General features: G+C 68.6%; 21 protein-coding genes. 17 read left to right on the forward strand and 4 right to left on the reverse strand.

All coding sequences use genetic code 11. The features are described from left to right. Positions 1 to 30: 30 nt before the first annotated feature. Positions 31 to 672: a response regulator gene (locus tag OG300_RS14870; protein WP_405496226.1), complete on the forward strand. Its 642-nt coding sequence runs from the start codon at positions 31 to 33 to the stop codon at positions 670 to 672. Positions 673 to 690: 18 nt separating this feature from the next. Here the strand turns inward: OG300_RS14870 and OG300_RS14875 are convergent, their stop codons facing one another. Together OG300_RS14875 and OG300_RS14880 are read right to left on the reverse strand one after the other, a co-directional pair. After that, positions 691 to 1122: a pyridoxamine 5'-phosphate oxidase family protein gene (locus OG300_RS14875; protein ID WP_405496228.1), complete on the reverse strand. Its 432-nt coding sequence runs from the start codon at positions 1120 to 1122 to the stop codon at positions 691 to 693. Positions 1123 to 1325: 203 nt separating this feature from the next. Beyond that, the gene (locus OG300_RS14880; protein ID WP_405496230.1) at positions 1326 to 2033 is read right to left on the reverse strand and encodes a hypothetical protein; all 708 of its coding nucleotides are present in this window, start codon (positions 2031 to 2033) and stop codon (positions 1326 to 1328) included. 112 nt (positions 2034 to 2145) lie between these two features. On the opposite strand from OG300_RS14880, the gene OG300_RS14885 reads away from it, so the two are divergent. The 11 genes from OG300_RS14885 (at position 2146) to OG300_RS14935 (ending at position 14212) form a co-directional block, all read left to right on the forward strand. Beyond that, entirely contained in the window at positions 2146 to 3183 is a 1038-nt protein-coding gene (locus OG300_RS14885; RefSeq protein ID WP_405496232.1) for a FecCD family ABC transporter permease, read from the forward strand. 176 nt (positions 3184 to 3359) lie between these two features. Continuing rightward, the gene (locus OG300_RS14890) at positions 3360 to 4382 is read left to right on the forward strand and encodes a FecCD family ABC transporter permease (protein ID WP_405498561.1); all 1023 of its coding nucleotides are present in this window, start codon (positions 3360 to 3362) and stop codon (positions 4380 to 4382) included. After that, the gene (locus OG300_RS14895) at positions 4379 to 5194 is read left to right on the forward strand and encodes an ABC transporter ATP-binding protein (protein ID WP_405496234.1); all 816 of its coding nucleotides are present in this window, start codon (positions 4379 to 4381) and stop codon (positions 5192 to 5194) included. Before OG300_RS14890 ends, OG300_RS14895 begins: the two co-directional genes overlap by 4 nt. Before the next feature lie 78 nt (positions 5195 to 5272). Further along, complete coding sequence (locus OG300_RS14900) at positions 5273 to 5674, forward strand: BlaI/MecI/CopY family transcriptional regulator (RefSeq protein WP_405496236.1); 402 nt, start codon at positions 5273 to 5275, stop codon at positions 5672 to 5674. 48 nt (positions 5675 to 5722) lie between these two features. Further along, a complete protein-coding gene (locus OG300_RS14905) occupies positions 5723 to 6664 on the forward strand; it encodes a M56 family metallopeptidase (protein ID WP_405496238.1) in 942 nt (313 codons plus the stop codon). A gap of 185 nt (positions 6665 to 6849) precedes the next feature. Then, positions 6850 to 8226 (forward strand): DEAD/DEAH box helicase, encoded by a 1377-nt coding sequence (locus OG300_RS14910; RefSeq protein WP_405498562.1) that lies wholly within the window; start codon positions 6850 to 6852, stop codon positions 8224 to 8226. A gap of 214 nt (positions 8227 to 8440) precedes the next feature. After that, positions 8441 to 8794, forward strand: a complete 354-nt coding sequence (locus OG300_RS14915; RefSeq protein WP_405496240.1) for a cupin domain-containing protein — start codon at positions 8441 to 8443, stop codon at positions 8792 to 8794. A 339-nt stretch (positions 8795 to 9133) separates the two neighbouring features. Beyond that, on the forward strand, positions 9134 to 10570 hold the full coding sequence (locus OG300_RS14920; protein WP_405496242.1) for a GuaB1 family IMP dehydrogenase-related protein: 1437 nt from the start codon (positions 9134 to 9136) through the stop codon (positions 10568 to 10570). Positions 10571 to 10891: 321 nt separating this feature from the next. Beyond that, the gene (locus tag OG300_RS14925; protein WP_405496244.1) at positions 10892 to 12265 is read left to right on the forward strand and encodes a hemolysin family protein; all 1374 of its coding nucleotides are present in this window, start codon (positions 10892 to 10894) and stop codon (positions 12263 to 12265) included. Continuing rightward, positions 12258 to 13322, forward strand: a complete 1065-nt coding sequence (locus tag OG300_RS14930) for a hemolysin family protein (protein WP_405496246.1) — start codon at positions 12258 to 12260, stop codon at positions 13320 to 13322. The genes OG300_RS14925 and OG300_RS14930 overlap by 8 nt, the downstream gene beginning before the upstream one ends. Next, entirely contained in the window at positions 13319 to 14212 is an 894-nt protein-coding gene (locus OG300_RS14935) for a 3-methyladenine DNA glycosylase (RefSeq protein ID WP_405496248.1), read from the forward strand. The genes OG300_RS14930 and OG300_RS14935 overlap by 4 nt, the downstream gene beginning before the upstream one ends. On the opposite strand, the gene OG300_RS14940 is transcribed toward OG300_RS14935, so the two are convergent. Next, entirely contained in the window at positions 14202 to 14810 is a 609-nt protein-coding gene (locus OG300_RS14940; protein WP_405496250.1) for a DUF4232 domain-containing protein, read from the reverse strand. The genes OG300_RS14935 and OG300_RS14940 overlap by 11 nt on opposite strands. A 291-nt stretch (positions 14811 to 15101) precedes the next feature. Between OG300_RS14940 and OG300_RS14945 the strand changes: the two genes are divergently transcribed. The 5 genes from OG300_RS14945 to OG300_RS14965 all read left to right on the forward strand — a co-directional run bounded on the left by OG300_RS14945 (position 15102) and on the right by OG300_RS14965 (position 19737). Beyond that, entirely contained in the window at positions 15102 to 16676 is a 1575-nt protein-coding gene (locus OG300_RS14945) for a hypothetical protein (protein WP_405496252.1), read from the forward strand. Further along, positions 16673 to 17326: a DUF305 domain-containing protein gene (locus tag OG300_RS14950; protein ID WP_405496254.1), complete on the forward strand. Its 654-nt coding sequence runs from the start codon at positions 16673 to 16675 to the stop codon at positions 17324 to 17326. Before OG300_RS14945 ends, OG300_RS14950 begins: the two co-directional genes overlap by 4 nt. Positions 17327 to 17366: 40 nt before the next feature. Further along, positions 17367 to 18350, forward strand: a complete 984-nt coding sequence (locus tag OG300_RS14955) for an adenylate/guanylate cyclase domain-containing protein (protein WP_405496255.1) — start codon at positions 17367 to 17369, stop codon at positions 18348 to 18350. A 94-nt stretch (positions 18351 to 18444) separates the two neighbouring features. Continuing rightward, positions 18445 to 19170 (forward strand): PaaI family thioesterase, encoded by a 726-nt coding sequence (locus tag OG300_RS14960; RefSeq protein WP_405496257.1) that lies wholly within the window; start codon positions 18445 to 18447, stop codon positions 19168 to 19170. A 60-nt stretch (positions 19171 to 19230) separates the two neighbouring features. Next, the gene (locus OG300_RS14965) at positions 19231 to 19737 is read left to right on the forward strand and encodes a DUF4231 domain-containing protein (protein ID WP_405496259.1); all 507 of its coding nucleotides are present in this window, start codon (positions 19231 to 19233) and stop codon (positions 19735 to 19737) included. Between the two features lie 96 nt (positions 19738 to 19833). On the opposite strand, the gene OG300_RS14970 is transcribed toward OG300_RS14965, so the two are convergent. Continuing rightward, entirely contained in the window at positions 19834 to 20694 is an 861-nt protein-coding gene (locus OG300_RS14970) for a class I SAM-dependent methyltransferase (protein ID WP_405496261.1), read from the reverse strand. Between the last annotated feature and the right edge of the window lie 117 nt (positions 20695 to 20811).

The following is a 20811-nucleotide window of genomic DNA, read 5'->3' on the forward strand; positions in this document are numbered from 1 at the left end:
GAAACCACCGCCGCGTGAAGGGTTCACGTCATGACCAAAGTGTTTCTCGTCGACGACCACGAGATCGTGCGCCGCGGTCTCGTCGACCTATTGGAAAGCGACCCGGACATCACCATCGTCGGCGAGGCCGCCGACGTCGCGCAGGCGCTGGCCCGGATTCCGGCCATGCGCCCGGACGTGGCTGTGCTGGATGTCCGGCTGCCCGACGGCAACGGCATCGAACTGTGCCGCGAATTGCTCTCGCGCCTCGATGATCTGCGGTGTCTGATCCTCACCTCGTACACCGACGAGCAGGCCATGATGGACGCCATCCTCGCGGGTGCGAGCGGCTACGTGGTCAAGGACATCAAGGGCATGGAATTGGCGAAGGCCATCAAGGAGGTCGGCGCGGGACGTTCGCTGCTCGACAATCGCGCCGCGGCGGCCCTCATGACCCGGCTGCGCCACAGCACACCGCAGCGCGGCCCGCTGACCGAATTGTCCGACCAGGAACGCAAACTCCTCGACCTGCTCGGCGAGGGCCTGACCAACCGGCAGATCGCCGAGCGAATGTTCCTCGCGGAGAAGACCGTCAAGAACTACGTCTCGCGGCTGCTGGCGAAACTCGGGATGGAACGCCGCACCCAGGCCGCCGTCTTCGCCTCGAAACTCCGCACCGGACAGGGCCGATAGCACTACTTCTCGACACCGCTACTTCTCAACGAAGCGGACACCGGTGACGAGCGTCGGCTCGATCGCGACGATGCTGTCCATCGGCCCTTCCACCCAGGGCCGCAACTGCTCTCGATACCGGGCGATGCGCTCCGGCTCGGTGACCGGACGCGCGATCCCGATGACCACCACCGACCAGCCGAGTTGCCGGGCCGGGTCGATATCGTCGGCCTCGTAGGCGACGACCACCCCGGGCTGCCGGCGCACAGTGGAGGTCAGGCGCGAACTCAGACTGGTGCGCACCACGATGGTGCCGTCCTCGTCGAGCAGATGATTGAGCGGGCGCACCGCGGGCAGGGCGTTGCGGGTGAAGACCACCCGGCCGTAGGACACACCGGCCAGCAGCCGCAGGGACTCCTCGCGAGGCAGCTCGACCGTCGCGCGGGTGACGATCTCTTGACAATTTTTCATTGGAACCGACAGCCCTCTCCGGAATCCCCTGCCCCAGACCCCTCATTCCATGTCAGCACCGCGCGGCCTCGGCTTCCAGGGTCAAAAGTCCTGATTCGCCCACTCGTGGGCGGTCGGTGACCGCCGGACCACACCGGATTCGACCGGATGGCCCCGCGGTCACGCCCACGAACTCGTCATGACCGGCGGCCGGTCGCGCGGAACTATCTCACGAAGCAGGTCCGGCGCACCGGCAGCCCGCGGTCCTCGAGCGCGGCCAGCACGGCCTGCCCGCGCCGCGCGCCCTCCGCCGAGGAGGTACCCGACAGCGCGGGCACGTAGGTCGCGGCTCCGACGATCGATTCGGCCACCAGACCCCAGAAGCGACGCACGCCGAGTCCGGCGCAGCGCAGCATCGCCTCCTGCACCAATGTCAGTGCCGGAACACAGCGGTGCGCCAGCCAGACGTAGAGCGCCGGTTCGCACGGCAAGGCGACCACGCCGTCCTGGCCACCGATGGGATCGCCGTCGACCACGCGAATCGTGGTGTCCGACAAGCCCGCCCAGTCGATGCCACCGTCGTTGTCGGTGTGCACCCACAGGTTCTCCAGGCCCGGATCCCAGGCCCGGCCCTCCGACACCACCAGGGCCATCACGCGGCCGACCACCGCGTGGATCAGGGCGGTGGCCACCACTTCCGCGGCGATGTCGGCATTGCTCATCTCGGCCGCGTGGCGTCGGTACATCAGTTCGATGCGGCCCTCTCTGATGCCGTCGGCCAGCCGCCACCAGCGGCGTTTGCCCTGATCGGCCATGGCGGCGACGGCGTAGACGCGCGGGTGTTCCGGTTGCAGGGCGCGCAGGCGGTGGCTTGCGCGCCCGAAGGCGAGCACGGAATCGCGCGGCGGGCACACGGTTACGGGTTCGAGCATCGAACCTCCTCATTCATCGACTTGCTGCCATCGGTACACAACGAATTCGGGAAGATAGGTTAGGCTTACCAGACTTAACGATCAATGAACGCGTCAGGAGTACTTCGTCACCGTGCCCGCCGTAGTCACCACCAGACGGCGACGTCTGACCGGACTCCTACTGCTAGCAGCGCTTTTGCTGTGCGCATTGGCCGCCAGCATCGCCCTCGGATCCCGCACTCTGGGATTGGGGGCGGTTTACGACGCCCTCGTCTGCCCCGGCGGCCTCCCGCTGTCCTGCCCCGCAGACGGCACCGCGGCCCAGATCGTGCGCGAATTGCGGCTCCCGAGAACCGGACTCGCACTCGTCACCGGTGCGGCGCTCGGCATGGCGGGCGCGCTCATTCAGGGCTATACCCGCAATCCGCTCGCGGATGCCGGACTGCTCGGAATCAACGCGGGCGCGGCCTTCTTCGCGGCACTGAGCATCCACCTGCTGGCCCTCACCACACCGGATCAATACATCTGGTTCGCGTTCGCGGGTGCGCTGGTGGCCGGGGTGGTCGTGTTCGCCGTCTCCTCGCTCGGCGGCGGCAAGGCCAGCCCCCTCGCGCTGGTCCTCGCGGGTGCGGCCATGACCGCGTTCTTGCAGGCCATGACCAATATCGTTGTGCTGCTGGACGACACGGCCCTCAATACCTACCGGTACTGGGTGGTCGGTGACGTGGCCGGACACGACGCCTCGGTGCTGCGCCAGGTGCTGCCGTTCCTGCTGGTCGGCGCGATTCTCGCGGTCGCCGCCGCGCCCGGACTGAATCTGCTGACCCTCGGCGACGACGTGGCTCGCGGCCTGGGCGTCAACCTCGGCCGCAGCCGCGCGCTCGGACTGGCCGCGGTGGTACTGCTCGCGGGCGCGGCCACCGCCGCCGTCGGGCCGATCGCCTTCCTCGGTTTGATCGTCCCCCACCTCGCACGCACTCTCACCGGCCCGGATCATCGCTGGCTGCTGCCCTATTCGGGTCTGATCGGGGCGATCGTGCTGCTGCTGGCCGACACCGCGGGCCGATTGATCGCCCGGCCCGGCGAACTCCAAGCGGGCGTGACGCTGGCCGCGCTGGGTGCGCCGTTCTTCATTCTGCTGGTCCGCCGCCGAAAGCTGGTGAGCCTGTGAGCGTTCCGTCACAAGACACCGAACCCGCCACCGCCACACCCACACCCGGCGAGAAGACGACCGACCGCGACGCTTCGAGCATCGTGAATTCGGCACCGCCAGCGGCGAATACCCGACAGCCGAACACCGCGTCGCTGCGTGGGGTCCGGCCCGCTGTTCGAGTCGGCGGCTTCTCGATGGTGCTGCGCCCCCGCGCACTAGTCATCGTCGCGGTCATGGCTCTACTGCTGTTCTGGCTGTTCGCACTGGACATCTCGGTCGGCGACTTCCACATCGCGGTCGGCAAGGTCCTCGATGTACTGGGCGGCGGCGGGACCCGCGCACAGCGATTCGTGGTGATGGATTCGCGGCTGCCGCGCGCGCTGACGGCCGTAGTGGTCGGGGCCGCACTGGGTTTGGCGGGCGCGGTGACACAGTCGATTCTGCACAATCCCCTCGCCAGCCCGGACCTGCTCGGCATCACCTCCGGCGCGAGTGTCGGCGCGGTCGCGGTACTCGTGGGTGCGGGCGGCACCGGAGCGGCTGCGGGACTGGGTGTTTCGGCCGCCGCGCTGGTCGGCGGACTGCTGACAGCCGTGCTGATCTATCTCCTGGCGTGGGGACGCACCGTGTCCGGCGACAGTGGAGTGATGGGATTTCGGTTGGTGCTCATCGGGATCGGGGTCAACGCGGCCCTGATCTCGGTGGTGAGCTGGCTGCTGACCCGGGCCACCCTCACCGACGCCGCGCATGCCCAGCAGTGGTTGAGCGGCTCGCTCAACACCGCCGACTGGTCGACGCTGACACCCGCCGCCATCGGCCTCGGGATCGCGCTGCTGGTGACCGCCGCCTCCGCGCGCACCCTGGCCGCACTGCGCTTCGGCACCGACACCACCCGGGCACTCGGGGTCCGAATCCAAACGCAGCAGGGCATTCTCATCGCCGCGGCGGTCGCGTGCGCCGCGCTGGCGACCGCCGCGGTCGGGCCGCTGGGCTTCGTCGGGCTGGCCGCACCGCAGGTGGCGCGCCGGCTGCTGCGCACGCCCGGCGAGCCGCTCATCGCCTCCGCCCTGGTCGGGGCGATCGCGGTGGTGGGCGCGGACCTGGTGTCGCGCACTCTGTTTCCCGTCGAGCTGCCGGTCGGTGTGGTCACCGCCGCGGTCGGCGGTCCTTTCCTGCTGTACTTGCTGGTGCGCACCAATCGGAAGGCCACGCTATGACTCTCGCTGCGGACAACATCACCCTCGGTTACGGCGACCGCGTCATCGTGGACGGTCTGTCCATCACCATCGAGCCCGGCGTGATCACCACCGTCATCGGCCCCAACGGCTGTGGCAAGTCCACCCTGCTGCGCTCTCTGGGCCGCCTGCTGCGCCCGCGCGCGGGCCGGGTGCTGCTGGACGGCAAGGCCATCTCCACCATGAAGACCAAGGAGGTGGCACGCCTGGTCGGCATGCTGCCGCAGACCCCGGTCGCACCCGAGGGCCTCACCGTCGCCGATCTGGTTGCGCGCGGCCGTCATCCGCATCAGACCTGGCTGCGACAGTGGTCCGCCGACGACGAGACCGAGGTGCTGGCCGCCCTCGAACAGACCGGCATCGCCGATCTCGCCGACCGCACCCTCGACGAACTCTCCGGCGGACAGCGCCAGCGCGCCTGGATCTCCATGGCCCTCGCGCAGGGCACCGACATCCTGCTGCTCGACGAGCCGACCACCTACCTGGATCTGGCGCACTCGCTCGAGGTGCTGGATCTGGTCGACCGGCTGCACGACGAGTTCGGGCGCACCGTAGTCATGGTGCTGCACGATCTCAACCTCGCCATCCGCTACAGCGACCAGCTCGTGGTCATGCACGCCGGGCGCATCGTCGCCCAGGGCGCCCCCGCCGACATCATCGACGCGGACCTGCTGCGCGAGGTATTCGGGCTGGAAGCGGAGGTACTCGACGATCCGGTTTCCGGGCGACCCATGATTGTCCCGATAGGCGCCCGCCACGTGCTGGAATCCGCCCGCCGCGACCCCCGAGTATGACCAATCACACACCAGCTACCACCCGGTTACGACGACCTGTAGTACGCATTCCTGTCGTTGCCTCCGTAAGCTGGTGGGATGGCAGGTCTTGGTGAACTCGAGAAAGCGGTCATGGACCAGTTGTGGTCGGCCGACGAACCGCAAACCGTCCGGCAGGTGCACGAGGCCCTCGCCGCGCGCCGGGAACTCGCGTACACCACGGTGATGACCGTTCTGCAGCGCCTGGCGAAGAAGAACCTCGTCGTCCAGCAGCGCGACGACCGCGCGCATCGCTACGCCCCCGTGCACACCCGCGACGAACTCGTCGCCAGTCTCATGGTGGACGCGTTGCAGCAGGCAGACGAGGTCGGCAGTCGCCGAGCGGCGCTGGTGCACTTCGTCGAACAGGTCGGCGCGGACGAGGCTGCGGCATTGCGTGACGCACTCGCTAAGCTCGAAGCCACCGAGGCTTCGCGCAAGGACAATCCCGACGTCAAATAGCTGTAGTAGCCTCGGCCACAAGCCCCACAACGCAGTGAGCTGAGGACTTTGGACTGGACAGCGCCGGTATTCGCCGGTCTCGCCTTGTTTCTGGCGGGACCGGCCCCTGCGCTGCTCAGCCGAGCCAACTGGCCCTACCGCAGTCCCCGTGCGGCACTGGTGCTTTGGCAGGCGATCGCACTGGCAGCGGTACTGAGCGCGTTCGGTTCCGGCCTCGCCATCGCATCCCGGCTGCTGGTCCCCGGTTCGGACGGCCGCCCCACCACCACGCCCAGCAAGGAGATCGCCGCGCTCGGCCTGCCCGCGTGGCTGCTGCTGGTCACCGTGTTCGCGCTGACGCTGCTGGTCGGCGGGCGGCTGATCTGGTCGGTGATCCGGGTCGGCATCCACACCCGGCGGCGTCGCGCCCGCCACCGCATGCTGGTCGACCTGCTGGATCAGAGCGCGGTGCAACGCAAATCGGCCGATATCCGGGTGCTGGCCGCCGCCGAGCCCATCGCCTACTGCCTGCCCGGTCTGCGCCAGCGGGTGGTGCTCAGCCAGGGCACCGTCACCAGCCTGTCGGACGCGGAACTCACCGCGATCGTCAGCCACGAGCGCTCACACCTGCGCGCCCGTCACGACCTGGTTCTCGAGGCGTTCACCGCCGCGCACGAAGCTTTCCCGCGCGTGGTCCGCTCCAAGTCAGCACTGGATTCGGTGAAGCTGCTCATCGAACTGCTGGCCGACGATTCCGCGGTCAAGGTCACCGGTCCCACTCCCCTGGCCCGCGCCCTGGTGGCCTGCTCCAATTCGCCTGCCCCGCAAGGCGCGATGGCCGCCGGCGGACCCACCACCCTGATCCGCATCCAGCGGCTCGCCGGGCCCATCGGCGATCTGCGCATCGCCGTCGTCGCCTACCTCGCCGCCGCCGCGATTCTGGTGGTCCCCACCATGGCCGTGGCGATCCCCTGGCTGGTCGAAGTCACCCGGCTGGTCCGACGCACCTGACGGTCCGAATAGGCTGTAAGCGACATAACCATCGATTCCAGCCCCCGGAGGCCATCATCCCTACCGACCCGACGCCCGCCGCCGAACCGACCTCTCCGGCCCCGGCACGCGACGATCGGAGCAGGCGTTTCGCGGCGTCACCGGGCGCGGCCCGCTTCGCGGAACTGGGATTGCCGCCGGTGCTGGTGCAGGCCTTGCGGCGCGGCGGAATCGACGCACCGTTCCCGATCCAGTCGGCGGTCATCCCCGACATCATGGCCGGGCGCGACGTGCTGGGCCGGGCCGCAACGGGTTCCGGCAAAACTCTGGCTTTCGGCCTGCCGATGCTGGCGCGACTGTTCGGTGCGCCGAGCGCGCCCCGCCGCCCGCGCGGACTGATCCTCGCGCCGACCCGGGAACTGGCCATCCAGATCGAATCCGCGCTCGACGAACCGGCGCTGTCGCTGGGTTTGCGGCTCGCCACGGCGGTGGGCGGGCTGCCGATCAAGAAGCAGCAGGAGCGGATCGCGCGCGGCGTGGACGTCCTGATCGCGACGCCCGGCCGCCTCACCGACCTGCTGGGCCGAAAGGCCGTGGAGCTCTCCGCGATTCGCGTGGTCACCGTCGATGAGGCCGACCACATGGCCGAACTCGGCTTCTTCCCGCAGCTCACCGCGCTGCTGAACAAGGTGCCCGACGACGCGCAGCAGCTGCTGTTCTCCGCGACGCTCGACGAGACCATCGATGGTCTGGTGCAGCGCTACCTGACCGACCCGGTACGCCACGAGGTCGGTGCCGCTCCGAGCACGAACGCTCCGGACAGCGCTGAGACCGATACGACAACCGATGAGGTCGATGCGAAAACCGCGGAGCCGGATGCGAATTCCGAAGCGGTAGAGCAAACAGGCGCGCTGTCCACCCCGGACATCACGCATTACGCGCTGCACATCCGGCGCACCGACAAGCGCTTGGTGGTCACCGAGATCGCGGCACGGGAGGGACGCACCCTGCTGTTCGTCCGCACCCAGCATGGTGCCGACAAGCTGGCCAGAAAGCTGCGCGAGTCCGGGATCGGTGCGGTCGCACTGCACGGCGGCAAGGCGCAGAACCTGCGCAGCCGCACCCTCGCGGCGTTCTCCGACGGGACCGCGCCGGTGCTGGTCGCCACCGATATCGCCGCGCGCGGCCTGCACATCGACGACGTCTCTCTGGTCGTGCACGTCGATCCCCCCGCGGATCCCAAGGACTACCTGCATCGCACCGGCCGCACCGCGCGTGCGGGCGCGTCCGGCATCGTGGTCACCCTGGTCACCCCCGACGACCGCGACGAGGCCGCCCAGTTGGCCCGCCGGGCCGCGGTCACCCTCACCGATGTCGACGTCCGTCCCGGCGATCCCCGCCTCGCCGAGATCACCGGCGCGCGCCGTCCCTCCGGTCGCCCGCTGGCCGACCCCTCGGCACCGGTCGCCGCGCAACCCGAGCCACCGCGGGAAGCGCCCCGCTTCCGGTCCCGGCCGAAGGGCGAGAGCCGCCCGCACAACAAGAAGCGCAAGCCGGGCGCGGCCCGGAAACCGGCCCGCTGACCCGACACGGTTGTAGGTTCCTACGACACGCACGCCGAAATAGCGGTGCGTTTCCGGCGAATCGGACGAGATCGAGATAACTGGAACTCGCGAATTGCCCGCAGCAATTGTTTGGCAACCTTCAGTACGCCACCATTCCCCGCAGGGAATCGCCCACACCTAACGCAACGACGAGCATTGCCGTCATGACCGAACCCCAGCACCTCCGCTACACGTGATCGAGACCACCGGCACCGGCGGGTCCGCCTTCGCCGATGCCGAAATCCCGCTCACCGACCGCACTTTCGCGCCCGGGGTGCCCGCCATGGCGACGGCCGGAATGTTCGCCGGAGCCGGCACCGCCTACCTGCGCAGTGCCGGATTCGACAGCGCACCGCACCCTGCCCCCGCCCGGCAGTGGGTGATCATGTTGCGCGGCACCATCGAAGTGACCACCTCCGACGGCGATCGGCGGCAGTTCGCGCCGGGTGATCTGGTGCTCGCCGCCGACACCTCCGGTCGCGGCCACACCACCGTGGCGGTCGGCGAAGCACCGTTCGAGGCATTGTTCATCCCTGCCGAACAGTGAATCCATCTCGTCACAATCCGGCTGTCACCAGCCGAATTCGACTCGCCGAGCAACGAATTCGCGCTGGGCGAGCGTGGGTCCAGGCACCGCCACGCGCTGCGTTCCACACCCGCGCCCTGTCGCTCATCACCGTCACACCCCGAGTTTGCCGCTGCCGCACCCGCCAGCCGTCATGACGTGCGGGTGCGTTCACCGTTGTCGGCACGGCCGGGCGCAGCGTGAATATCCGTCCTGGACGACGGGTCGCGGCAGGTCGGGGACCCCATCGACGATCGGTGGCCGAAATTCGCCTACCCCAATGCTCGGCGAACTCGCAGCATTCAGCTAATATGGTCCAACGTGCAGTTTCTTCCCGGGCAGACTCCGCCCTACGACCTGACCTACGACGACGTCTTCCTCGTCCCTCGCCGGACGGATGTGGCGTCCCGGTTCGATGTCGATCTCTCCTCCACGGACGGGACCGGCACCACCATTCCCCTCGTGGTCGCCAATATGACCGCCGTCGCCGGCCGCCGCATGGCCGAGACCGTCGCCCGTCGCGGCGGCATCGTGGTGCTGCCGCAGGATCTTCCGATCGCCGCGGCCGCCGACACCATCGGCTTCGTCAAGAGCCGGTCCCTCACCGCCGACACCCCCGTCGTGCTGGATCCCGAGCAGTCGGTCTCCGACGCGCTCGCGCTGATCCACAAGCGCGCCCACGGTGCCGTCGTGGTGGTCGAGAACAACCGGCCGGTCGGCGTCGTCACCGAGGCGTCCTGCGCCGACGTGGATCGCTTCGCCCGCCTGAGCACCGTCGCCGACACCGAGTTCGTGACCGCTCCCGCCGACGCCTCGCCGCGTGACATCTTCGGCCTGCTCGAGGCCAAGCACTCGAATGTGGCTGTGCTGGTGCATCCGGACGGCACCCTCGCCGGTGTGGTGACCCGTACCGGCGCCATTCGCACCGGCATCTACCAGCCCGCCGTCGACGCGAACGGTCAGCTGCGCATCGCGGCGGCCGTCGGCATCAACGGCGACGTCCCGGCCAAGGCCAAGGCCCTGGTGGACGCGGGGGCCGACGTGCTGGTGATGGACACCGCGCACGGCCACCAGCTCAAGATGCTCGAGGCGCTGCGCTCGGTGGCCGGACTGGGTCTGGGCGTGCCGCTGGTGGCGGGCAATGTGGTCGCCGCCGAGGGCACCCGCGACCTGATCGAGGCCGGCGCGGACATCATCAAGGTCGGTGTCGGCCCCGGCGCCATGTGCACCACCCGCATGATGACCGGTGTCGGTCGTCCGCAGTTCTCCGCGGTGGCCGAATGTGCCGCTGCCGCCAAGGAATTCGGCAAGCACGTGTGGGCCGACGGCGGCGTCCGCCACCCGCGCGACGTGGCCCTGGCCCTGGCGGCCGGTGCCTCGAACGTGATGATCGGTTCCTGGTTCGCGGGCACCTACGAGTCGCCCGGTGACCTGCGCACCGACCGTGACGGCAACCGCTACAAGGAGTCCTTCGGGATGGCCTCCAAGCGGGCCGTGGCCGCGCGTACCGCCACCGATTCCGCGTTCGACCGGGCCCGCAAGGCACTGTTCGAGGAGGGCATCTCCTCCTCGCGCATGCGGCTGGATCCCGAGCGTCCCGGCGTCGAGGACCTGATCGACCACATCACCTCCGGTGTGCGCAGCTCCTGCACCTACGCGGGCGCGCGCACGCTGGCCGAGTTCCACGAGCGCGCCACCCTGGGTGTGCAGTCGGCCGCCGGTTTCGCCGAAGGCCGTCCGCTGCCCTCGGGTTGGTGATCGCCCGCTAGCGCACTGCACAGCCGAACCCGGCGAATCCCCCAGGGGGTTCGCCGGGTTCTTCGTGAGACGTAATTCCCGCGCCGCCCTGGGACGTACTTCCCATACCGGACACCGCGACCCGCGGCCGGGCTGTGCGGATTCGGAAACACACAGCCGGTAGCATGGCTGCACAGCACGACCCGCTGCCACCCCCTGCGAAAGGAACCAGTTGTCACCCGCGTCCAAGGGCGCTGCACAGGAGGGCTCCTCTACCGAGCCGGGTGACAAACCCGGCGCCCTCGCTCCCGGAGCCCCGCGAACGGCCAGGTGGTCCTGACCGTGTCGGCCCTGCTCACTGTTCTCAGCCTGCTCGGCTTCATCGCTCTGACCGCCGGTACCGCGTTGTTCGTGGCCGCCGAGTTCTCTCTCACCGCTCTGGAACGCTCCACCGTGGAGGCGCACGCCCGCGAGGGCGATCGCCGGGCCCGGCAGGTGCGCCGCGCGCATCGGACCCTCTCGTTCCAGTTGTCCGGCGCGCAGCTGGGCATCACCATCACCACGCTGATCACCGGCTATATCGCCGAACCCGTGCTGGCCCGGTTCATCGAACCGCCGCTGCACGCGGTCGGCCTCAATAGCGGTACGGCCCATGGCATTTCGCTGGCGCTGGCGCTGATCCTGGCCACCTCGCTGTCGATGATCTACGGCGAGCTGGTGCCCAAGAACATCGCGATCTCCGCACCGCTGTCGACCGCCCGGTGGACGGCCGCGCCGATGATCGCGTTTTCGACCACGTTCAAGTGGATGATCAACTTCCTGAACGGGGCCGCCAACTGGGCGGTGCGCCGGATGGGCGTCGAGCCCGCGGAGGAGCTGCGTTCGGCGCGCTCACCGCAGGAACTCGGTTCGCTGGTGCGCACCTCGGCCCTGCACGGCGCGCTCGATCAGCGCACCGCGCAGGTGGTGGATCGCTCGCTGCAATTCGGTGAGCGCACCGCCGAGGAACTCATGACCCCGCGCGTGAAGATCGAATCCCTGGACCAGGACTGCACACTCGCCGATCTCATCGACGCCGCGCGCGAGACCGGGTTCTCCCGCTTCCCGATCATCGACGGCGACCTGGACAACACGCTGGGCGTGGTGCACGTCAAACAGACGTTCCTGCACCCGATCCGGGACCGCCGCAATATCAAGCTCAAGACCATCGCCAAGCCGGTGCCGGTGGTGCCCGCCAGCCTCGACGGTGACGAGGTGCTCGAGCGGGTGCGCGCCGACGGCATGCAGGTGGCGCTGGTGGTCGACGAATACGGCGGCACCGCGGGCATCGTCACCATGGAGGATCTGATCGAGGAGATCCTCGGCGACGTCCGCGACGAGCACGACGAAGAAGAGCTCGACGTGCGCCGCACCCCGAACGGCTGGAACTGCTCGGGCCTGCTGCGCGTCGACGAGGTGTCCCGCACCACCGGGTACGACGCCCCCGACGGCGAATACGAAACCCTCGGCGGCCTGGTGCTGACCCGCCTGGGCCGGATCCCGGTCGCGGGCGACGAGGTGCTGCTGCCGCAACCCGGCAACCAGTACCTGGAACCGCACACCCAGGGCGGCTGGATCGCCAAGGTGGAACGCATGGACGGCCGTCGCATCGACCGCATCCTGCTGCGTCCCGTCGACGCCGACGCCCTCGCGACCTGGGAGCACAGCCATGGGTGACCTCTACGCCGTCCTACTCGCGCTGGTGCTGCTACTGGGCAACGCCTTCTTCGTCGGCGCGGAGTTCGCGCTCATCTCCGCCCGCCGCGACCGCCTCGAAGCCCTTGCGGCACAGGGCAAACGCAGTGCGACCACGGTGATCGAGGCGGGCCAGAACCTGTCGATGATGCTGGCGGCCGCACAGCTGGGCATCACCATCTGCTCGATCCTGCTGGGCCGCGTCGGCGAACCGGCGGTCGCGCACCTGCTGGAGAAGCCGTTCGAGCTGATCGGCGTCCCGGATTCGCTGCTGCACCCGATCTCGTTCGCGCTGGCCCTGGCCATCGTGGTGGTGCTGCACATCCTGATGGGCGAGATGATCCCCAAGAACATCGCGCTGGCCGGGCCGGAACGCTGTGCGCTGCTGCTGGTTCCACTGCATCTGGCCTGGCTGCGGTTGGCCAAGCCGCTGATCGCGCTCTACAACTTCGCCGCGAACCTGACGCTGCGCGCGTTGCGGATCGAGCCGAAGGACGAGCTGGATTCCACCGTGTCCTCGGTGGAGCTGGCGGAGATGTTCGGTGAATCCCGTTCGGAGGGACTCCTCGACGAGGAGGAGCATCGCCGCCTCACCCAGGCGCTGGGCTACAGCGACCGGATCGTGGCCGATGTGATGGTGCCCCTCGACAAGACCCGCTCGGTGCCGTTGCGTGGAGACGGGACCACACTCGGCGATATCGAATCCGCCGTCGCCGAAACAGGTTTCTCCCGCTACCCGGTGCGCGCGACCGATGGATCACTGGTCGGCTACCTGCACGTCAAGGACGTCCTGGACCTGACCGCCGACGAGGACGCCGGTCCGGGAACACCCATCCCGCGCACCGATATCCGCCCGCTGCCGACCCTGAGCATGGGCACCACACTGTTCGAGGCGCTGGCGCGGCTGCGCCGAACCAACTCGCATCTGGGCCGCGTGGTCGACAGTCGCGGCAATACCGTCGGCATCGTGGCGCTGGAGGATCTGGTGGAGGAGTTCGTGGGCACCGTCCGCGACGCCACCCACCGTCTCGCCGAATGATGAACGCGCACACCGATCTCCGCGCGCTGCCCGGTCCCGAGTGGCGGGACCGGGCAGCCACCCACCGCGACCGCGTCGATGCCCTGGTCGGCCCGTATCTGCAGCAGCGGGCGGCGGGCACCAAGCATCCGGTGATCGACTTCCTGTTCACCTATTACGGGCACAAGCCGACGCAGCTCAAGCGCTGGCATCCGGGATACGGTGTGGCCCTGGCCGATTCCGGCGAGTACGCGGGTTCCCGTGGCTATCACGAGGTTTCGCTGGACGACGGCTCGGTCGGTCACGCCGCCGATCCCGCATTCCTCGACAAGCGCCGCGGCACCGTGGAATTCGTCGCCGAACTCCTCGCGTCGACCGCTACCCGTCCCGCGCAGCTGTCGTGCTTCGGACTGCACGAGTGGGCGATGGTCTACCGCAGCGACGACGTCCGCCATCAGCAGGTCCCGCTGCGTCTGGGTCACCAGGGCACGGACGCGGTCGTGGAGTCGATGCAGTTGCGCTGCACCCACTTCGACGCCTTCCGCTTCTTCACCCCCGAGGCGGTCCCGCTCAATATCGAAGCCCTGACCCGAGCCGATCAGGTGCACCGCGAGCAGCCCGGCTGCCTGCACGCCAACATGGACATCTACAAGTGGGGTTTCAAGCTCACCCCGCTGATCGGCTCGGATCTGCTCTTCGATGCCTTCGAACTGGCCTGCGCCGCTCGCGAACTCGACATGAAGGCCAGTCCCTACGATCTGCTGGATCTCGGCTACCAGCCCATTCGCATCGAAACCCCGTCCGGCCGTGCCGAATACGTCCGCGCGCAGTCACAGCTCGCGGAGCGCAGCGCCGTCCTGCGCGCCCGGCTGCTCGAGGCGTGCCGGGACCTGCTCGGGACTACCCCGTGACAGGGTGGATCTGTAGGTCGCAGGTGTCGATGCCCTGGTCGAGCGTGCGGGTATCGGTCGAATTCGGCGCCGTGACAAGAATTTTGGCGGACACCGATTCGGGCTTGTTGTAGACGCCGCAGGTGACGGCCTCGAGCACGGCCTGCGCGGAATGCGTCGCGGACAGGATCACCGTCGGCATGGTGTCGTCGCCGGTGGGCAGGCCACCCATGTAGCCGTTCAGTGAGCGGGTGGCGTGCACGGTGGCGTCCGCGCCCACGGCGTCCGCGCCGGGATACCCCGACAGCGAGCACGAGCCCTGTCCGGCGTCGATCAGCGAGAAGGTGAGCCGCACACCCCGGTGCCCGGCGGCCGCGCTCATGGTCTCGGCGGTGACGTCGACCGTTCCGGAGGCGCAGGGCGCGCTGCCCATCGCCGCGGTGAACGAGGTGGGCGGCTGATTCGACGTGCCGCTGCTGCCGTTCTGGCTGACCGCGCCCGTCGGGTTGCCACTGGATGTCGCGGGCGCGGTGGTCCCGCCCGAATCCGAGGTCGAGCACCCCGAGGCGGCCAGCGCGATCGCGCCTGCCGCCGCCACGATGAAAGCGGTCTTACTCATTACCGATCCCCTCCTTGGTCCATCGCGATCCCCCATCGCGCCGAGCCGTGCCCGGCGTTGGGGTTATCGAGCTGTCCGGGTGTCGTGTTATCGGGCGTGACAAGCGGATTCAGGCGGGTCGACACGCGGGAAAGCACCGATGACCTCGACTGTCTCAGAATGTCGCGCTCGGACCTACCGAGCAGTCAGTTTATCGGCTACGGTTCCGAGACGTAACCGTGACCACAGTGCACAACGAATGTGTGCGCGCTCACGGAAACGTCGAGGAACAGAGAAGACGGGGGATCCGCGATGAGGCGGTCGATTGTGCGGCGTTCCAAGCCCGCTGCGGTATTGGCGACCACGCTGCTGTGCGGGGCCCTGCTGCCGATGCACAGCGCGGGGGCCGATCTGCAGTCCGATATCCAGAATCAGGTGCAGCAGTTCTTCGACGTCGGGCGGACTTCCGCGCCCCGCGCGGACTGCGGCCCGGACTCGCTGCCGGAAACCGGGATGCAGGGCGATGTTCCGGCCGAGGATCGCAACAGCGGCCGCAGCACGCTCGGCTACCGCTGCAACATGTCGCTGGTCGGCGGGTACACCGGCCGGGGCGCGGGCATCACCTCGACCAGCTACGACCACTGCTCGTACACCGGTTCGATGTTCCCGGGCAATATCCTCGGCCCCGCCCAGGGCGTGCAGGTCCTCGACGTTTCCGATCCGGCGCATCCGGTGGTCACCGGCAGCCTCACCGAACCGGCCATGCTGGCGGGCACGTGGGAGTCACTGAAGGTCAACGCCGAGCGAAAACTGTTGGTGGGCACCGGCGTTCCGGTCGGCGAGGGTGCGGGTTACCTGTCGGTCTACGACATCTCCGACTGCGCGCATCCGCGACTGCTGAACGCGGGCTCGGGCACGAATCTGCTGATGCCGCTGCCGATCACGACGCACGAGGGCGGCTTCTCCCCCGACGGCCGCACCTACTGGGCCTCCGGTATCGCACCCGGTTTCGTCAGCGCGGTCGATCTCACCGATCCGGCGAATCCGCACGTGATCTGGCAGGGCCTGACCGGTATCGAGGCGCACGGTTTCGGCATCAGCCCCGATGGCAACCGCATGTATCTCTCGGCGCTGGCCGGGTTCACCGTGCTGGATATCAGTGCCGTACAACGCCGTGACCCGAACCCTCAGGTCAACCATCTGGGACGGGTGTTCTGGACGGACGGCATCGCCACCCAGCACAGCATTCCGGTCACCTACGACGGCAAGCCGTTCCTGTTCACCGTCGACGAGGGCGGCGCGGGCGGGGTGAAGCTCATCGACATCTCCGATGAGACCAACCCGCAGGTGGCGGCGAAGATCAAGCTGGAGATCAACCTGCCGGAGAATCAGGATTCGGCGATGGCCTCGTCGATGGGCGGTTCGGTGTTCTCCTACGACGCCCACTACTGCGCCGCCGACCGGCCCGATAATCCGACGGCGCTGGCCTGCGGTTGGGAGGAAGCGGGTATCCGCGTCTTCGATGTGCGGGATCCGTTCCACGCCAAGGAGATCGCCTACTACAACCCGCCCGCGCTCAAGGGCCACAATGTGGAGCTGTGGAATTCCCCGCACGCGCTGGCCTCCATCATCGGTGTGCCGCTGCTGGAGTTCCCGTCCGCCGCGCGCGCCATCCTCGAGGGCAAGTTCGATCCCAATCAGGCGCTCTCGTCGCGCACCGGCATGGTGGCCTTCGGTGATCTGTCGACCGACTGGTGCTTCTCGCCGCCGGAGTTCCACGGCAATCAGCTGTGGACCACCTGCAACGACAACGGTTTCATGGTGCTGCAACTCTCCGACGGCGTGTACACCCCGCCCGCCGATCAGCATTCCGTGGTGGGTTCGTGACGACGGCCCTGCGCGGGCGACTGCGCCCGCTCGGCACGGTGGTGCTCGCACTGGCGCTGGTGGCGGTCGGCATGCTGATCCGGCCGCTGCTGGTGCCCGAGAGTCAATCGGCCGCACCGGTTCTCACGCCGGTCGAGATCGGTTTCGCGCAGGATATGAGCAGCCATCACACGCAGGCGCTGATCATGGTGCAGCGCCTGGATTCCGGTGTGGATCCCTCGATTCGCCAGCTGGCCCAGCAGATCGGCGATACCCAACGCATGGAAATCGGCACCATGCAGGGCTGGCTGCGCCTGGCCAACGCGTCGCCGGACTCCCGGCATCCGATGGCCTGGATGAATTCCGATACGGCACACGATCATTCGATGCCGACCATGACCTCGGCGAACGGCACCTCGATGCCGGGTATGGCGACCCAGGCCGAACTGGACCAACTCGCGGCGGCCCGTGGCGCGGACGCCGAAACCCTGTTCCTGCAACTGATGCTGCGTCATCATCGCGGCGGGGTAGCGATGGCGAAGGCCGCCGATCAGCTCATCGCGTCGGGCCCGGTCAAGGAGGCGGCGCGCGGCATGATCACCGCTCAATCCCAGGAGGCGGGGCTGATGACGCTGCTTCTCGCGCAACGCAATGCGCAGCCGCTGTCCTGACCCGCCGATATCTGCGGCCGCGATGTGCTCTACTGGCCGCATGATCGAATCCGGTGAGTCGGCCGCGGTGGTCGAGCAGTCGTTGCTCGGCGGGCCGCGCCGCTATACCCGCACCGAGGTGGCCGAACTCTCCGGGGTGCCGGTGGAGCGGGCCCGCAAACTGTGGGTGGCACTGGGGTTTCCGGCGACGGCCAGCGATGACGAGGTCGCGTTCACCGATCACGACGTCGCCGCCATCCGCGCCTTCGCCACCTTGACCGCGACCGCCGCCGCGGGCGAGGCCAGTCAGATCGCGGCCGCTCGCACCCTGGGTCAGGCGATGGCCAGGCTGGCCGAATGGCAGGCGGACCTGATCACCCGCGAGGTCGGCGGACAACTCGGGGACGGGCCGTTCCCGGGCTCGGAGGCCGACGCGACCGCCGCGGCCATCGCGGTGCTCGGTGAGCTACAGGACTACGCCTGGCAGCGGCATATGGCGGCAGCGCTGAGCCGCTCGGTCGAATCCGGTGGCGCGACCCGGCCGCTGCTGGTCGGCTTCGCCGATATGGTCGGCTACACCCGGCTGTCGCGGCACCTGGATCCCGACGAGCTGACCGAGCTGCTGGACGCCTTCGAGACCACCACCACCGAGGTGATCACCGCGCACGGCGGCTGGGTGATCAAGAATGTCGGCGACGAGGTGATGTTCGCGGCCGAGAGCACGAGTGCCGGAGCCCGCATCGCATTGGAGATGCATCGGGCGATAGCCGTTGCGGGCCAGCGGATTCCAGAGATGCCGCAGCTGCGTACCGGGTTGGCCTATGGCCCGGTCCTCACGCGATACGGCGACCTGTACGGGACCGTGGTCAATGTGGCCGCGCGACTGACGGGCGTGGCACGTCCCGGCACGGTCCTCGTCGACGACGGCGCGGCGGCGGAACTCGACGGCGATGATGAGCTGGTGCTGCGCCATCTGCGCAGTGTCCGGGTGAAGGGCATTTCACGCCTGCGGTCGCATGTGGTCCGCGAGCGCAAACGCAGATAAGCGCAGTGCGAAACCTCACCGTCGCGCCGTCGGCCGTCCTGGGTATGGTCGAAAGACCCTGCGGCCGTCCGGCCGGGAAAGGTCGACGGTGACCATGACTCAGGCACAAGCCCTCTCCATTCCGGGCCATGCGCACGGCTACCCGGATATCGCGTTCGGCGGGTACGTCGCGGGCCTGCTGGCCGCGCAGGCCGGAGCCGAGACGGTTCGGGTGGATTTCCGGCGCGCGGTGCCGGTGGAGACGCCGATCCTGCTGTCGCGGCCGGAGACCGGCCGGGCCACACTCACCGCCGCCGATGGCACCGTGCTGACCGAGGCGTCGAACGCCACGCTCGCACTGGACATCCCGCCCGCGCCCTCCTGGGACGAGGCGGAAGCGGCTGTGGCAACGGCACTCTCGTCACCGCACCGCAGGATCACCGACTGCTACGGCTGCGGCGTGCGCTGCGCACCCGGTCAGGGTCTGCGCCTGTTCCCGTGGCGGGTTCCCGGCCGCGACCTGATGGCCGCCGCCTGGACGCCGGACCCGGGCCTGGCCGACGAATCCGGTGAACTGCCACCGGAAGTCGTGTGGTCGACCCTGGATTGCCCGGGCGGCATCGCGGCCTGGGTGCTGTCGAAGATGGATCAGGGCGCGTTCACCGCGGCGCTCACCGGAACCCAGCTGCGGCCGGTCCGCGCGGGCGAGGACTACATCGCGCATGCCTGGCCGCTGCATCGGGACGGGCGTAAACACACTGTCGGGGTGGCGCTTTCGACTCGGGACGGCGAGCTGTGCGCGCTGGCCGAGGCGCTGTGGGTGGTGCCGCGCACCGCGTAACCGCACCCGGTCCTACCGCGTAACCGCACCCGTCGCGGATGATCGTGTAAGACTGTGCGCGTGGCTGGATCGTCGTCGCTCAAGGCTCAGATCGACTCGATGTCCGCGGTAATCGATTGGCAGACGGTCGGTTCCGCCTTCAAGGATTTCTGGGACAGCACCTATGCCCTCGAGGTTCTCAATACCGGCAGGCTGACCAGCCGATTCCGCAACTGGGGACAGCTGCTGCGGTTCATCGCTCTGACCGCGAGCGCGGTGGTGACCGGCCTGGCCGGTTTCCAGGGTGACATCGTGCGCGTCTCGACCGCGGCGGCGGGCATTATCGCCGTGGTGGCCACCGGGAGCGCCTCGGTGTTTCGCGCCGATCAGCGGGTGGCCGCCAATCGCACCACCCAGCAGGCCCTGCTGGCCGAGGGCTGGCGGTTCGTCGCCGGTGCGGGCGACTACCCGGGCGGCCCGAACCAGCCCAACACCACCAAGTTCGTCGCGAACATCGAGAACATCCTCGACACCTATGTCGCGAACTATGTGAAGAACGTGGACGGCACCACCAACGCATCGTCCTGACCGGCGAGCAGTCGTCGCGATAGGTGTTGGGCGGCACCGCCTTCCGGTACCGCCCGACACCTTTCCCCACCGGTCGCCGTTGACCGGCTGCCCGCCCTACCCGGATTTCCGGGCGGTGATCAGCAGGTATTCCCACTCCATGCGCCCACCGCCGAGGTCGTAGGCGTCGGCCAGCTCGGCCAGCGCCCGATCCAGTTCCGCGACCCGCTCAGGTTCGGCGGCGATGGCCGCGTACACCGCGACGGTCGGCCCGTAGTTCGCCTTGAAGAACTCCCGGAACTCCACCCCATTCGCGAACGCGTCGACGATCACCCGCTCCCGCACCAGGTTCAGCGCGTGCACCCGATCCCCGAGCAACTCCCGCACATGCTCCTCGTCACCCCACAGCGGCGGCGGCTGCGCCCCGGGCGGCGGCGTGGGCGCGAACGGCTTCATGGTCGCGAACATCTGCCCGATGAACCCCTGCGGCGTCCAGTTCGCCATCCCGATGATCCCGTCCGCAGCGACCACCCGGACCAGCTCATCCGCGGCAGCCTGATGGAAGGGCGCGAACATCAGTCCGACAGACGATATGGCGCAATCGAATTCACAATCGGCATACGGCAACGCCTGCGCATCCGCCTCCTGCCACTCGATGGTCACCCCGTGCGCGGCAGCGGCCACCCGCCCCACCTCGAACAACTCCGGCGTGAGATCACTGGCCACCACACTCGCCCCGGCCAACGCCGCCGGAATGGCCGCATTCCCCGCCCCCGCCCCGATATCGAGCACCCACGTCCCCCGCTCCACCCCACACGCCTCCACGAGCCGCGCTCCGAGCTGCGGAATCACCGTGGCGGCGACGCTGGGGTAGTCACCGAGCGCCCACATCGCTCGATGTTTGGCTCGCAACGCGGCGGATGCCGGACCGTATTCGCCCGGAGGCGGGGCGATTTCACTGGGCTGAAGACGGGACATGATCTCTCCTGAGGGTCGTTGAACTTCCCGCTCAGCGTCCGTCCCACCCCACCACCCCGGCCAGTTCAACATCTGTACCGGCGGGGCCGGGCCGGGGGTGGGCCGGACGACCCCTGG

The organism is Nocardia sp. NBC_00511 (assembly GCF_045161165.1).
GTDB lineage: Bacteria > Actinomycetota > Actinomycetes > Mycobacteriales > Mycobacteriaceae > Nocardia.